This is a genomic window from Chitinophaga sp. CCNWYY40 (assembly GCF_037483205.1).
Taxonomy (GTDB): Bacteria; Bacteroidota; Bacteroidia; order Chitinophagales; family Chitinophagaceae; genus Chitinophaga; species Chitinophaga ginsengisegetis.
Genome location: NZ_JBBHLF010000008.1, coordinates 355,973 through 368,662 on the forward strand (window position 1 = coordinate 355,973; position 12,690 = coordinate 368,662).

15 protein-coding genes are annotated in these 12,690 nt (G+C 46.4%); 8 read left to right on the forward strand and 7 right to left on the reverse strand.

The features are described 5' to 3' along the window. Positions 1-8: 8 nt before the first annotated feature. The gene (locus V7S65_RS29335; RefSeq protein ID WP_111577854.1) at positions 9-749 is read right to left on the reverse strand and encodes an RDD family protein; all 741 of its coding nucleotides are present in this window, start codon (positions 747-749) and stop codon (positions 9-11) included. Between the two features lie 120 nt (positions 750-869). On the opposite strand from V7S65_RS29335, the gene V7S65_RS29340 reads away from it, so the two are divergent. Genes V7S65_RS29340 through V7S65_RS29360 form a run of 5 tightly spaced genes read left to right on the forward strand, consistent with a single transcriptional unit; the run spans position 870 to position 6,261 of the window. Then, positions 870-1,865: a stage II sporulation protein M gene (locus V7S65_RS29340; RefSeq protein WP_079470706.1), complete on the forward strand. Its 996-nt coding sequence runs from the start codon at positions 870-872 to the stop codon at positions 1,863-1,865. Position 1,866: 1 nt separating this feature from the next. Next, positions 1,867-2,679 carry a hypothetical protein gene (locus tag V7S65_RS29345; RefSeq protein WP_336389092.1) on the forward strand — a complete coding sequence of 271 codons (813 nt, stop codon included), beginning with the start codon at positions 1,867-1,869 and terminating at the stop codon, positions 2,677-2,679. After that, positions 2,676-3,905, forward strand: coding sequence for a DUF4350 domain-containing protein (locus tag V7S65_RS29350; protein ID WP_336389091.1), 1,230 nt, complete (start codon positions 2,676-2,678; stop codon positions 3,903-3,905). The genes V7S65_RS29345 and V7S65_RS29350 overlap by 4 nt, the downstream gene beginning before the upstream one ends. After that, complete coding sequence (locus tag V7S65_RS29355; protein ID WP_079470703.1) at positions 3,905-4,885, forward strand: AAA family ATPase; 981 nt, start codon at positions 3,905-3,907, stop codon at positions 4,883-4,885. The genes V7S65_RS29350 and V7S65_RS29355 overlap by 1 nt, the downstream gene beginning before the upstream one ends. A 23-nt stretch (positions 4,886-4,908) precedes the next feature. Then, on the forward strand, positions 4,909-6,261 hold the full coding sequence (locus tag V7S65_RS29360; RefSeq protein ID WP_111577850.1) for a DUF58 domain-containing protein: 1,353 nt from the start codon (positions 4,909-4,911) through the stop codon (positions 6,259-6,261). On the opposite strand, the gene V7S65_RS29365 is transcribed toward V7S65_RS29360, so the two are convergent. The 5 genes from V7S65_RS29365 to gatC all read right to left on the reverse strand — a co-directional run bounded on the left by V7S65_RS29365 (position 6,262) and on the right by gatC (position 9,249). After that, positions 6,262-6,951: a hypothetical protein gene (locus tag V7S65_RS29365; protein WP_336389090.1), complete on the reverse strand. Its 690-nt coding sequence runs from the start codon at positions 6,949-6,951 to the stop codon at positions 6,262-6,264. A 39-nt stretch (positions 6,952-6,990) separates the two neighbouring features. Next, a complete protein-coding gene (locus tag V7S65_RS29370; protein WP_336389089.1) occupies positions 6,991-7,581 on the reverse strand; it encodes a riboflavin synthase in 591 nt (196 codons plus the stop codon). A gap of 21 nt (positions 7,582-7,602) precedes the next feature. After that, a complete protein-coding gene (locus V7S65_RS29375; RefSeq protein ID WP_079470699.1) occupies positions 7,603-8,163 on the reverse strand; it encodes a cob(I)yrinic acid a,c-diamide adenosyltransferase in 561 nt (186 codons plus the stop codon). An 88-nt stretch (positions 8,164-8,251) separates the two neighbouring features. Then, the gene (locus V7S65_RS29380) at positions 8,252-8,953 is read right to left on the reverse strand and encodes an ABC transporter ATP-binding protein (RefSeq protein ID WP_111577847.1); all 702 of its coding nucleotides are present in this window, start codon (positions 8,951-8,953) and stop codon (positions 8,252-8,254) included. A gap of 5 nt (positions 8,954-8,958) precedes the next feature. Then, the gene (gatC, locus tag V7S65_RS29385) at positions 8,959-9,249 is read right to left on the reverse strand and encodes an Asp-tRNA(Asn)/Glu-tRNA(Gln) amidotransferase subunit GatC (protein ID WP_079470697.1); all 291 of its coding nucleotides are present in this window, start codon (positions 9,247-9,249) and stop codon (positions 8,959-8,961) included. A 185-nt stretch (positions 9,250-9,434) separates the two neighbouring features. Here gatC and trpS point away from each other — a divergent pair, with 185 nt between their 5' ends. Then, positions 9,435-10,442 (forward strand): tryptophan--tRNA ligase, encoded by a 1,008-nt coding sequence (trpS, locus tag V7S65_RS29390; RefSeq protein ID WP_336389088.1) that lies wholly within the window; start codon positions 9,435-9,437, stop codon positions 10,440-10,442. Positions 10,443-10,490: 48 nt separating this feature from the next. Then, positions 10,491-11,126 carry a deoxynucleoside kinase gene (locus V7S65_RS29395; RefSeq protein ID WP_079470695.1) on the forward strand — a complete coding sequence of 212 codons (636 nt, stop codon included), beginning with the start codon at positions 10,491-10,493 and terminating at the stop codon, positions 11,124-11,126. Here V7S65_RS29395 and V7S65_RS29400 read toward each other — a convergent pair. Beyond that, complete coding sequence (locus V7S65_RS29400) at positions 11,123-11,677, reverse strand: dihydrofolate reductase family protein (RefSeq protein WP_336389087.1); 555 nt, start codon at positions 11,675-11,677, stop codon at positions 11,123-11,125. The two genes, V7S65_RS29395 and V7S65_RS29400, sit on opposite strands and share 4 nt — an antisense overlap. A 215-nt stretch (positions 11,678-11,892) precedes the next feature. On the opposite strand from V7S65_RS29400, the gene V7S65_RS29405 reads away from it, so the two are divergent. After that, positions 11,893-12,684 (forward strand): hypothetical protein, encoded by a 792-nt coding sequence (locus V7S65_RS29405; protein ID WP_336389086.1) that lies wholly within the window; start codon positions 11,893-11,895, stop codon positions 12,682-12,684. Positions 12,685-12,690 lie beyond the last annotated feature (6 nt).

Consider the following 12,690-nt stretch of genomic DNA (forward strand, 5'->3'; position numbering starts at 1 on the left):
CGCCTTTTTTAATGTTCTTTAGTAGTGTAGTAATTATAGTCGTTCAGCACTGTTTCAAGGAAATGTGTATTAGGCATTTCGGTTTCAATATGTAGTACCTCTCTTACCCGCATCGCCACACGGGCTGCGAGGTCTTCATCTTTCGCCTTCAGCGCGCGGTCCAGCAGGTCTTTCACTTTGTTCATATCCCTGTCAGACAGCTTCATGATCTGTGGAAACTGCGGTTTGTAATCGCTGTGGGAAAGATCCCGGAAGATGGTTTCTTCTATACTGCCTTTTCTTTTGGTGCTGATCACGATGGTGCCGGCTACCAGGTCGCCCAACCGCTGGTTATAAGGCGTGCGCACAATAGATACTGTCGGGATAATTACAGGTACCAGCGCGAAAAAATACAGCGGCGTTTCTATGATCCGGAATATCCATCTTATCAGGTGCTGACTCACACTTGGCTGGTTGCCCGTCATACTTACCACCTGCAGGTGCAGCATTTTTTTGCCGGGTGTTTGTCCTTTCATACCAATTTCCGCCACCGGGAAATAAAACAACAGGGGCAGCAGTACCAGGAAGAAGTAGATGCCTACATGCCCTTCCATTTCTATACGAAAAGAGCTCAAGGTCATATACGCCACCAGGTAATAAAAAAAACGGATGGCGAAATCAATGAGCCAGGCCAGGAATCTTTTCATGATGTCTGCTGATTCAAATTCCAGGTCTATATTGAAAGAAGTCGGTATTTTTATATCTGCCATACTCAAATTTACATATTTGTTGATATATTGTTGAACGATTTAGTATGTTTGCCGGTATTCCCCCATTAGTAACCCATTACTGTAGGTGATATCTGTTTTTTAAAAGGGAAAGGACTCACTATGAGAGAATCGCTGTTTATCAAAAAAAATCTGTCCCGCTGGAAAAAATACCAGGAGGAACCAACAGATGACCCTGATGAAATGGCGGAAAGATTTGTATCACTGCTAGATGATCTGTCTTACGCTAAAACTTTTTACAGCTTCAGTAAAGTAACCCGTTATATCAACGGCCTGGCAGCAGGTATCTACCATCGTATTTACCAGAACCGCAAAGAAGATGTAGGACGTTTCCAGTTGTTTTTTAAATACGAATTACCGCTGTTGTTCCGTAAACATCACCGCCTCTTATTATTTACGCTCTGTTTCTTTTTATTGTTCTGTATTATCGGTGCGTTTTCATCAGCGCATGATGAAACCTTTGTGCGCGGCGTATTGGGCGATGAGTATGTAAACATGACGGAACGGAACATTGCCAATAAAGATCCTTTCGGCGTGTATAAAGACGGTAACCCGATACTGATGTTTTTCCGCATCGCTTACAACAATATCATGGTATCCTTCTATTGTTATATAGGAGGTATTTTCCTGGGCGTTGGTTCACTGTACCTGCTGGTGCGCAATGGCGTGATGCTGGGCGTTTTCCAGTATATCTTCTTTTCGCACGGGCTTGGCTGGAAATCTATCCTCGTGATCTGGATACATGGCACGCTGGAAATATCCAGTATTGTGATTGCCGCCTGCGCAGGCATTATCATGGGAAAAAGTATTCTTTTTCCCGGTACACGCAAACGGATCGATTCCCTGCGTAAAGGCGCCAAAGACGGTATCAAAATCATGGTAACCCTCATTCCTGTATTCATTGTAGCCGCTTTCCTGGAAAGCTTTGTAACCCGGTATACGGAAATGCCGCTGGCGGTAAGTCTTTTTATCCTCCTGGCATCACTGGCTTTTATACTGGGCTATTTTATTTTCTATCCCATTTACCTGCATAAAAAAGGATATCGATTGAGTGCGGAAGGGAAAGTATTAACACCATTTATCCTTTCAAAGCAGTAACATGAATAATTTTTTCCGGATTAAATACGGCCTGCTGTTACTGCTGCTTTGTTGTTCCATGCAAAGCATGGCGCAATATGAGAACACCGCTCAAACCAAAGAAGAATACGACAGTTTACTGCAGGCAAGGATAACGGAAGACAGCTTCGCTACCATCGCCGTAGACCAGGAGCGTGCAGAAGGCGAACATGAATACGCAACAGAAATCCCGCCATTTGAATTGCGCGAGGTGCCGGATTCGCTCGTGAAATCGCTGAAAGAAAACAAGAAACTGCAATACAGGGATATACCACCGGAGCCGCCCAAAGATAATACCTGGATGCAGCGTTTTTTAATGGCGTTATTTTCATCGATCGGCGCTATCCGCATCATTGTGATGCTATTGCTGCTGGCGGGTTTGGGCTTCCTGGTGTATTGGTTTATGAAAAGCAATGGCATGAGCTTCTTCCGTAAACCACAATTAATAGAAGGTTTAACAGAAGTACCCGAAGAAGACCTGCAAAGCGCACAGGAATATGAAGAGAAGATCAAAGCGGCGATAGCCGCCGGGGAAACAAGACAGGCCATCCGTTGGTGGTACCTGTACACGCTGTTTCAGCTGGCCGGACGGGAACTGATAGTGCCCGGGAGAGAAAAAACCAATAACGATTACCTGCGCAGCATGCGGAGTTCTCCCTACTATAAAAAATTTGCTACGCTGACGTTGGATTATGAATATATCTGGTATGGCGGATTTGAGGTGAGTGAAGAAAATTTCAGGAATATTAACCAGGAGTTCAGGGATTTTAATAACACAATCGGAAAAGCTTCGTGAAGAACAAACCTCTATATATCGTCCTGTTCGTTTTGCTCCTGCTGGTAGTACTGGTAATGGTGAGTGGAAACCTCGCCAATAAAAAGAATGAGCAATCCACAGATATGACACAGTCTTCTTTTTACAGCAAGGATAAAAAAGCAGGAGGCGCCTATGCTGCCTTTAAAATGCTGCCCCAGCTGTTTATGAGAAATTCTGTACAGGTGGTAACCAAACCATTTGCCCGCACTTTTGATAAAGACAGTGAGCTGAAATTCAGGAACAACGTATATATCCTGGTTGCAGACAAACTCTTTACTACAGAAAGCGATATAGACGCCATGCTGGATTACGTATCGCGGGGAAATGAGCTGTTTATTGCCATGAATACACCGGACCCCTTGCTGGAAAAGCACCTGAAGTTTGTAACGGTGGAAAGCAATAACATGCAATCCAAAAAAGAAGGCATCGTGCAGCGGTATGCCGATGAAACCATTCCAATGGATACTTCCTTCAGCTATCCTGGTATGGTGAGCGGGAATTATTTTTCAGCGGTAGATAGTAACACCACCAACATACTTGGCTACAATTATAAAAACAAGCCCAATTTTATCCGTATTGAATACCGCAGTGGTTTCATTTACCTCCTGCTGAATCCATATACCTTTACGAATTACTTTCTGCTGCACAAACAAAACGTGAAGGCGCTGGAAACACAGATGTCGTACCTGATCAACGACGCGGGTAATGTATACTGGGATGATTTTTATAACAGTCAGCATAGCGCGCAATCAGGCGATTTCAGTGAGTGGCAGGTGCTGATGCGGTATGCCTCCATGCGCTGGGCATTATGGCTGGCGGTGGTATTGCTGCTGCTTTACGTGGTATTTGAAAGCAAGCGCCGGCAACGGATCATCCCTGATAAACCACCGGTGACCAATACTTCGCTGGAGTTTGTGGACGCTATCGGGCAGCTGTATTATCAGCAACATAACAACTATAACCTGGCGCATAAAATGATCATTCATTTTATGGAGTATATACGTTCCCGTTATTACCTCAATACCAATGTGCTGAATGATGAATTCATTGCATCGCTGGCGCGTAAGTCGCTGGTGCCGGAAGGGGAAATAAGGGCGTTGTTACAGATGGTGCATCATATCCAGCTGGAAGAAAATATCAGTGATGATGATCTGAAAGATTTTTATAACCGCATTCAACAATTTTATATAAACACGAATAAATAATGGATACCAATACATTTCAACCCAGGACTGATTTTTCTGCCTTGCATGAAGGTGTGGAAGCCATCAGGGAGCAGATCGGTAAAGTAATTGTAGGACAGCATCAGATGGTGGACCTGCTGATAGCAGGTTTGCTTACACAGGGACATGTGCTGATTGAAGGTGTTCCCGGCGTTGCAAAAACACTCACCGCAAAATTGCTGGCGCAGTGTGTGGATGCGGACTTCAGCCGTATCCAGTTTACACCCGACCTGATGCCGGCGGATGTATTGGGCACTTCCGTTTTTAACCCGCAAACAAGGGAGTTTGAATACAAGAAAGGACCCGTTTTCAGTAACCTCGTACTGATCGATGAAATAAACCGTGCCCCGGCCAAAACGCAGTCGGCATTGTTTGAAGTAATGGAAGAAAGACAGATCACGAACGACGGTACCACCTGGTCGCTGGACCGGCCCTTTATGGTGATCGCCACACAAAACCCGATTGAACAGGAAGGTACTTACCGGTTGCCGGAAGCGCAGCTGGACAGGTTCCTCTTTAAGATAGAAGTAAGGTATCCTAACCTGGAAGAGGAAGTAGCGGTATTACGCAGTATCCATCATTTCAACGGGGAAACGGATCTTACAAAAATGATCAGCAAGGTAGTCACTACCACGCAGATTATCGAATTCCAGAACCTGGTACGGCAGGTAGTAGTAGATGAAAAACTGTTTCACTACATCGCGTCTATCATCAATGAAACACGCATGAATTCCTCGCTGTACCTCGGCGCATCGCCGCGTGCATCCATTGCCGTTATGAACTGTGCAAAGGCATCCGCTGCTATGAAGAACCGCGATTTTGTGATCCCTGACGATGTAGTGGAAATGGTACCGCACGTATTGCGCCATCGTATTATGCTGACGCCGGAAAAAGAAATGGAAGGCATCAAAACAGATGACGTGATTGCACAGATCGTAAAAACGATAGAGGTACCGAGATAATCATCTCCCAAGAAGATATTAGTATGTCAGCCACTGTAAAGAATAATTTATTCCAGATACTCTTTTTTACCAACAGGCTTTATTTCCTGCTGGGAGGGAATATCCTGTTATTTATCATCTCGTTTTTTATTCCGCGTATTTTCAATATTGCTGTTATTGCGTTTATTGTGCTGGTGGGTGTTGTACTGCTGGACATGATCCTGCTGATCCTGCGCCCGGCAACTATTGTATCGATGGAACGTAAAACCAGTAACCGTTTCAGCAACGGGGATGATAACGAGGTGTTGCTGGATTTTCAAAGCCGGTACCCGTTTCCGGTGTTTGTATCTGTAATAGATGAATTGCCTCTTCAGTTCCAGCAGCGCGACTTTTTATTAAAAGCAAAAGTATCTGCAGGAGGCTCACATAGTTTCCGCTATGTGTTGCGTCCACTGGAAAGAGGGTTATATAACTTTGGCTATAGTAATGTATTTGTTAAAAGCGCATTGGGTATTGTGAGCCGCCGGTTTATTTTTGATAATGAACAAACCATCAGCGTGTATCCCAGTTATCACCAGCTACGACACTATGCGTTGTATTCCTATATGAACCGGCTGAATGAGCTGGGTGTTCACAAGCGCCGGGTAATTGGCCATAGCATGGAGTTTGATCACATCAAGCCCTATACAAAAGGCGACGATGTGCGTATGCTTAACTGGAAAGCTACTGCGCGCAGCGGTAACCTGATGATCAATAATTATGTGGAAGAAAGATCGCAACAGGTGTATTCCATCATTGACAAAGGCCGTAATATGAAGATGCCTTTCAATGGATTGTCACTGTTGGATTACGCAATCAATGCATCGCTGGTGTTTAGCAATGTGGCGGTGGATAAAGGTGATAAGGCGGGGCTGGTTACTTTCACCGAAAATAAAGTGGAGGTACTGCCTGCCAGCAATAAAAAAGTGCAGGTAAATAAGATCCTGGAAACATTGTATGCACAGGAAACGCTGTGGCAGGAAAGTGATTACGAGGCGCTGAGTGTGCAGTTGCGCAGTAGTTTATCTACCCGGTCACTGCTGATGATCTATACAAATTTTGAGTCGATGTCCAGTTTGCACCGGCAGCTGCCTTTTCTGCGGCGTTTGGCACGCTACCATTTGGTGCTGGTGGTATTCTTTGAGAATACAGAACTGAAGCGGGTTACAGAGCAAACGGTGCAGGATGTGGAAGGGATTTACAAGCAAACCATCGCGCAGAAGTTTGCATATGATAAGAAACTGATTGTAAAGGAGCTGGCGAAATATGGTATTATGTCGTTGCTGAGTCCTCCGGAGCAGCTGACATTGAACGTGGTGAATAAATACCTGGAGTTGAAATCGCGTATGTTGATCTAGTTAGTGTCTTCTCTTCTTTTTAAACAGGTCGTCCGTATTTTTTATAATGAGTGAATCGGCGTCCGGCGCTTGTTTCACGGGTATAACCGATCGCAGGTAGAGGCGGTCGTTGTGTTTATACCAGGCTTCCACGGTTACTGATTTTAATGTATCATTTTTAGGGAGTAATAAATCCTGTCCTATTATTTTTCCTGCGGAGGTGGCGAACCTGATGGCGTTAGTATCTAACGGAAATACTTTCCCGCTGCTGAATTTCCCTTCTATATTCAGGTAAAAACGGATATCGCGTTTTATGCTGTCGGCGTAATGATTGAACCGGATACCCGTGATGGCCGGGAGTTGCAGGGAGGTTTGATGGGTAGCGTTGTCGGGTGTAGTAACGGTAAGGGTTATACGGTAATTATCTTTTACCAGTTGTTCCCTGTTAAAACGGAGTACACCGTTTTGTACTTGCCCGTTGTTGCTGGTAACGGTTAGTTTGTTCCAGCGGAGGTTTCCTTCGAGGAGGCCGGTGGTTTGCTGGGTGGAGCTATCGGTATAAATAATCCGGATGCCCAGGGGAGCGGTGTTGTACAATTCGGTGACTGCATCGGCATCATAAAAGGCTGCTATGCGCGCCACTTTTGGCTGCCGGGCAATTGCCGGCAGGGTGATAGAAAGTATGGTGCAAAGCAGGAGATATTTCAGCATGCGGTTTGGAATGTTTTAGCACCGGTGGGCCACCGGCTGTTAATCTCTTACCGCCATTTGCCTGGCTACATATTTGCCGAGAATATCGAATTCCAGGTTTACCAGGCTGCCGGCTTTTATGTTGGATATGTTGGTAAATTCGTAGGTGTATGGAATAATGGCAACGGAGAACTCATCGTTGGTTACATTGAACACGGTGAGACTGATACCATTAAGACAAATACTTCCTTTTTCCACAATCAGCGCGGCGAATTCGGTAGGGTAGCGGAAGCGGTATAACCAGCTGCCGTCCTGTTCCTGGCAGGAGAGGCATTCTCCTACGCTATCCACATGGCCTTGCACCAGGTGGCCATCGATGCGGCCGTTGAACACCATTGCTCTTTCGAGGTTCACAAATTGTGTGGGGGTGAGCTGGCCGAGGTTTGTTTTCTGCAGGGTTTCGTCTACCGCTACGGTTTCGTAGGTATCGCCCCGGATGCCGGTAACGGTTAAGCAAACGCCGTTGTGCGACACGCTCTGGTCTATCTTCAATTCGGCTGCCAGTGGTGTTTGTATCGTGAGCACCAGGTTAGCGCCTTCCTTCCTGGTGGATACTACTTCTGCTAATGTTTCTATGATTCCTGTAAACATGCGGCAAATTTAAGCATTTTTCTATACCCGGGGTTTCCAGGGGATTTCTTCAGCGCCCAGCTTGTGTCCTGTCCAGCGGGCCAGTACAAAGAGATAATCGCTGAGGCGGTTAATATATTTCAGTACCAGTGGTTCGATGAACAGGTCGTGTTCCTGCATGCCTACGCAGAGGCGTTCTGTGCGGCGGCATACGCAGCGGGCGATGTGGCAGGTAGATACCGCTACATGTCCGCCGGGGAGGATGAATGATTTCATCTCAGGAAGTTCTTCATTCATCTGGTCGATACTTTTTTCCAGGAGAGTGATATCCGCTTCGTGGAGGTCCGGTATTTTCAGTTTGGTTTCTTTGTCGGGGTCGCAGGCCAGTGCGGCGCCGATGGTAAAGAGGCGGTCCTGTATTTCGCGGAGGAGGTTTTTGGTGTCCGGATCTGCGATGTAGTCATTTACCAGGCCGATGTAGGAGTTGAGTTCATCCACGGTGCCATAGGCATCAATGCGGACATCGCTTTTAGGCACTTTGGTGCCGCCGATAAGGGATGTTTTGCCTTTGTCGCCTGTTTTAGTATATATTTTGAAAGACATGGGTGTTGGTGTTGATCAGTTGCAAATTACGCAAAACGGCGTTACGGGAAAGGTTCCTGTAACGCCGTTTCATTGTAATTGAAATATTTTATGCGTGTACTTTTTCGTTGACGCGGTCGGATTCAATGACGCCATCGCGCAGGCGTATCACGCGGCGGGCGTGATCGGCGATATCTTCTTCGTGTGTTACCAGCACTACGGTGTTGCCGGAGGCGTGGATGGTACCGAAGATTTCCATGATTTCCACAGACGTTTTTGAGTCGAGGTTACCGGTGGGTTCATCCGCGAGGATAAGCGACGGGTTATTAACGAGCGCGCGGGCGATGGCAACGCGCTGGCATTGTCCGCCGGACAGCTCATTGGGCTTATGTTTATAGCGGTCGCCAAGACCTACTTTTTTCAGCATGGCAATGGCTCTTTCCTCTCTTTCCTTTTTGCTCACACCAGCGTAGATCAGTGGGATGGCCACATTTTCCAGGGCGGTGAGGCGGGGCATGAGGTTAAACTGCTGGAATACAAAGCCGATTTCCTTGCCACGTACAATGGCGAGGTCGTTGTCTTCCATTTTGCTTACATCATGTCCGCTGAGGACATACCTTCCCGCGGTGGGGGTATCCAGGCATCCGAGGATGTTCATCAGGGTAGACTTCCCGGAGCCGGAGGGGCCCATGAGCGCTACATATTCATTCTTGAAAATGTCCAGCGATACGCCTTTGAGCACCGGTAATTCATTTTTACCGAGAAAATAACTTTTCCTGATTCCTTCCAGGTGTATGACGGACTTTTCCATGTGGGTTATTTCTTTATTATTTTCGGCACTTTAAAGTATTCCTCAGTAGCGGAAGGTGCGTTTTTCAGGGCCTCTTCACGGGTGATCACCGGTATAACCTTATCTTCCCTGAAAACATTATAATCATCTGTCAGGTGAAGTAATGGCTTCACATCGGTGGTATCCAGTTCATTGAGTTTCTCCACAAAGGTGATCATCCTCTGGAGGTCGCCGCGTATTTCAATCTTCTCCTGGTCGTTGAATTCCAACCTGGCCAGATCGGCCAGTTGCTGCACCAGTACGTCGTTCACTTCCATAATCAAATTAAATCAAAAGATAATGAAATATAAATGGTAAATATGATAGTATCTCAAAATTAGGGATAAACGGACAGAATAAAGTGCTTTTGATCATCTGCTTTTGGCTTTTGGCGTTTTTTTTACAAAACAGCCCGGTGTGAATGGCTAAAAGCTAAAAGCTATTCTTTAAATTGCGCCCTGTTATGGCTACTGAAAAAGAAATTGTGGTAAGCGGCATACGCCCTACCGGTTATTTGCATTTAGGCAATTATTTTGGCGCTATCCGTAATTATATCCGGATGCAGGAAGATTTTAACTGCTACTTTTTTGTGGCAGACTGGCATTCACTCACCACCCATCCCGATCCGAAGGATCTTCCGGGGAACGTGATGCGGGTACTGGCGGAAAATATTGCATCAGGACTGGACCCCGAAAAGGTATCGCTGTATGTGCAGAGCGACATTCCCGAAATAGCGGAACTGTACCTGCTGATGAATATGCTGGCTTATGTAGGTGAACTGGAGAAAGTACCTACTTTTAAAGATAAGGTGCGGTTGCAGCCGCAGAATGTGAACGCAGGGCTGCTTACTTATCCTGTACTCATGAGCGTGGACATCCTGATCCAGCGCGCGGTAAAAGTGCCGGTGGGTAAGGACCAGGGGCAACACCTGGAAATGGCGCGTAACTTCGCCCAGCGCTTCAATCACCGCTATGGTGACCTGTTCCCCGAACCGGAGGCATTCAACTACGGCGATAGCCTGGTACGTATCCCCAGCCTGGATGGTAACGGCAAAATGAGCAAAAGCGAGAATGAACTGGCTACGCTATACCTGGCAGACGAAGATGATAAGATCATCAACAAGATCAAAAAAGCTAAAACCGACAGCGGTTCCGGTGAACCTGGTTCGCCAATCCCTGATTCTGTACAAAACCTGCTGGACCTGATGAAACTGGTGTGTGCGCCGGATGTGGTATCTTTCTATGAAGAAGCATGGAAGAATACCGGGACTATCCGTTTCGGGGATCTGAAAAAGCAGTTGGGAGAAGATATGGTGAAGTTTATATCGCCTATCCGCGAAAGGGCGAAAGACCTGCAGCGCGATACGGACTACCTGAAGAAGATTATGAAAGCCGGTGCAGAGAAGGCCAGGGCGAATGCGGCACAAACTTTGCAACAGGCGAAAAAACTTATTGGTATAAATTATTATTGAAAAAGTCGCCAACTGTAGCTATTTTCAGTATTAACCACTTCATATCGCATGGCAAAACAGAATAAGATCAAACATATAGCTATCGCCGGAAACATCGGCGCGGGCAAAACCACGCTGACAGAAATGTTATGCAGGCATTACAAATGGCATCCGCAATATGAAGATGTGGAGCACAATCCTTACCTGAACGATTTTTATGAAGACATGCCCCGCTGGTCATTCAACCTGCAGGTGTATTTTCTGAACGGCCGGTTAAAGCAACTGCTGGAAGTGCAGAACGGAAAAGAAACCGTTATACAGGACCGGACCATTTATGAAGATGCACATATTTTTGCGCCTAACCTCTACGAAATGGGGCTGATGACCAAGCGTGATTTTGATAACTATTTCAATTTCTTTGAAACGCTGAAAAGCATGGTGAAGCCACCGGATCTGCTGATTTACCTGCAGGCATCTGTGCCTACCCTGGTAGCGCAGATACAGAAGAGAGGAAGGGAGTATGAAGAGAATATCCGGTTGGACTACCTGAAACGCCTGAACGAATACTACAACAACTGGATTGAGAAATACAAAGAAGGTCCGTTGCTGATCATTGATATTGATAAGAATAAATTTCCGGAGAGTGATGAAGATCTGGGAGAGATCATTTCCCGGATTGATTCACAGTTGTACGGGTTGTTTTAGCGGCGTTTCAGGTAATGAAGCGCTATACAGCCTGATTTAAGTGTCCTCGAATCTGCCAGTTGCAGGTTTTGCGACTCCTGAAAATTTGCATCGTCAAACAGCCGTCTGCCTTGCCCGACAAGGACAGGATGAACGAGGAAATAATATTCATCCACCAGGCCAAGCGCTATCAGTTCCGAAGGCAGGCTTACACCACCAAGCGAAATATTTTTGCCTGGTTCCTGTTTCAGTTTCAGTACTTCTTCTGCGAGGTTTGCACGGATAAGCCTTGCATTACCTTCAACGTTGTCTAACGACCGGGAACAAACAATTTTGTCGATAGCGTCAAATGTTCGCGCAAATTCATTCTCTGTTTTCGTACCGGACTGGTTTTTTGCAACCTCAGGCCAATAAGGAACCATCAACTGATAGGTTTTGCGGCCGTAGATAATCAGGTCAACGTCCTGCATGAGGTCCGTAAAATACTGAACGGTTTCTTCGCCGCCACCAAATTTGGTATGGTCGCAGCAACCATCTGCACTCAGACTGATACCATAGATGATATTTCTCATGGGTAGTGATTTTTCTACATTCTTTCCCAAAGATAAAATAATGCATCGCTCTATGTGAGGGCGATCCGGACAAAACAAAGGGGTGTTTAAGCCAAATCCGCGTGTTTATGTTTCATTAACACTTCTGTTATTTCCGCTGCTTATTTTTGTATCCGCCGGCAACAATTTGTTAACCCGTTTGTCTGCGGATTTTTATTGTTAAACCCAATTCCCTGATGAAACAATTATCGTTAACCTTTTTATTCACGTGGTGGATAGCGCTGTTGCATGCGCAACCCTTGCTGACGCCCGTGGGAAAGAATACCGGCAGCGGCAGTTACAGCCGTCATTTCCAGCAGGTGATATCTGCGTGGTACAATCCCGCCGGCTTATCCTGTTTATCTTCTTTTACAGCGGGTATTTATACCGAGAATAGGTTCATGTTAAAGGACGCCTCGTTGTATGCGGCGATAGTGGCTATTCCTGTACATGCAGGCGCTTTCGGGGGAAGTATTACGCGGCTGGGTAATACATCCTGGCATCAGCAGCGGCTGAGTGGCGCGTATGGTATGCGGCTTGGGCGAAGGGCTGGTGTTGGGTTGCAGTTTAATTACGAGGCTACCAGTGTGCAGGGATTCGGGACTACCGGTAACATCAGCTTTGATGGCGGAATGCTCTGGCATATCAGTGAGCAATGGCATGGTGGCGTTCATGTGTATAAACCAGCAGAAACGCCTGTTGTATATAGCGGCGGCGTGGGCTTTGAAGCATCGCGTGATTTCCTGCTAACCGGCGAAGTGATTTGTACGGGCGCATTTACTTCCGTGAAGGCATCCGCTTATTACCGCATTATCCGGCAACTGGCGCTGGAAATAGGTATTGCATCCGGTCAGGCTTATAACAATGCGGCAGTGATATTATTCCTGCGATCCCTGCGGATAGACATCGCTGCGGGGTTTCATCCACAGCTGGGCATTACGCCTTCTACTTCATTGATATGGCAGCTTTCTCCGGCGGCAATGGAGTAATGCGAT

What these genes read in the sequence shown, in the direction of transcription:
- V7S65_RS29370 (WP_336389089.1), bottom strand. Translation starts at nt 7,581, where the DNA reads ATGTTTACAGGAATCATAGAAACATTAGCAGAAGTAGTATCCACCAGG.
- trpS (WP_336389088.1), top strand. Translation starts at nt 9,435, where the DNA reads ATGGCTACTGAAAAAGAAATTGTGGTAAGCGGCATACGCCCTACCGGT.
- V7S65_RS29400 (WP_336389087.1), bottom strand. Translation starts at nt 11,677, where the DNA reads ATGAGAAATATCATCTATGGTATCAGTCTGAGTGCAGATGGTTGCTGC.
- V7S65_RS29405 (WP_336389086.1), top strand. Translation starts at nt 11,893, where the DNA reads ATGAAACAATTATCGTTAACCTTTTTATTCACGTGGTGGATAGCGCTG.
- V7S65_RS29375 (WP_079470699.1), bottom strand. Translation starts at nt 8,163, where the DNA reads ATGTCTTTCAAAATATATACTAAAACAGGCGACAAAGGCAAAACATCC.
- V7S65_RS29345 (WP_336389092.1), top strand. Translation starts at nt 1,867, where the DNA reads ATGAATAATTTTTTCCGGATTAAATACGGCCTGCTGTTACTGCTGCTT.
- V7S65_RS29365 (WP_336389090.1), bottom strand. Translation starts at nt 6,951, where the DNA reads ATGCTGAAATATCTCCTGCTTTGCACCATACTTTCTATCACCCTGCCG.
- V7S65_RS29355 (WP_079470703.1), top strand. Translation starts at nt 3,905, where the DNA reads ATGGATACCAATACATTTCAACCCAGGACTGATTTTTCTGCCTTGCAT.
- V7S65_RS29395 (WP_079470695.1), top strand. Translation starts at nt 10,491, where the DNA reads ATGGCAAAACAGAATAAGATCAAACATATAGCTATCGCCGGAAACATC.
- V7S65_RS29340 (WP_079470706.1), top strand. Translation starts at nt 870, where the DNA reads ATGAGAGAATCGCTGTTTATCAAAAAAAATCTGTCCCGCTGGAAAAAA.
- V7S65_RS29360 (WP_111577850.1), top strand. Translation starts at nt 4,909, where the DNA reads ATGTCAGCCACTGTAAAGAATAATTTATTCCAGATACTCTTTTTTACC.
- V7S65_RS29380 (WP_111577847.1), bottom strand. Translation starts at nt 8,953, where the DNA reads ATGGAAAAGTCCGTCATACACCTGGAAGGAATCAGGAAAAGTTATTTT.
- gatC (WP_079470697.1), bottom strand. Translation starts at nt 9,249, where the DNA reads ATGGAAGTGAACGACGTACTGGTGCAGCAACTGGCCGATCTGGCCAGG.
- V7S65_RS29335 (WP_111577854.1), bottom strand. Translation starts at nt 749, where the DNA reads ATGGCAGATATAAAAATACCGACTTCTTTCAATATAGACCTGGAATTT.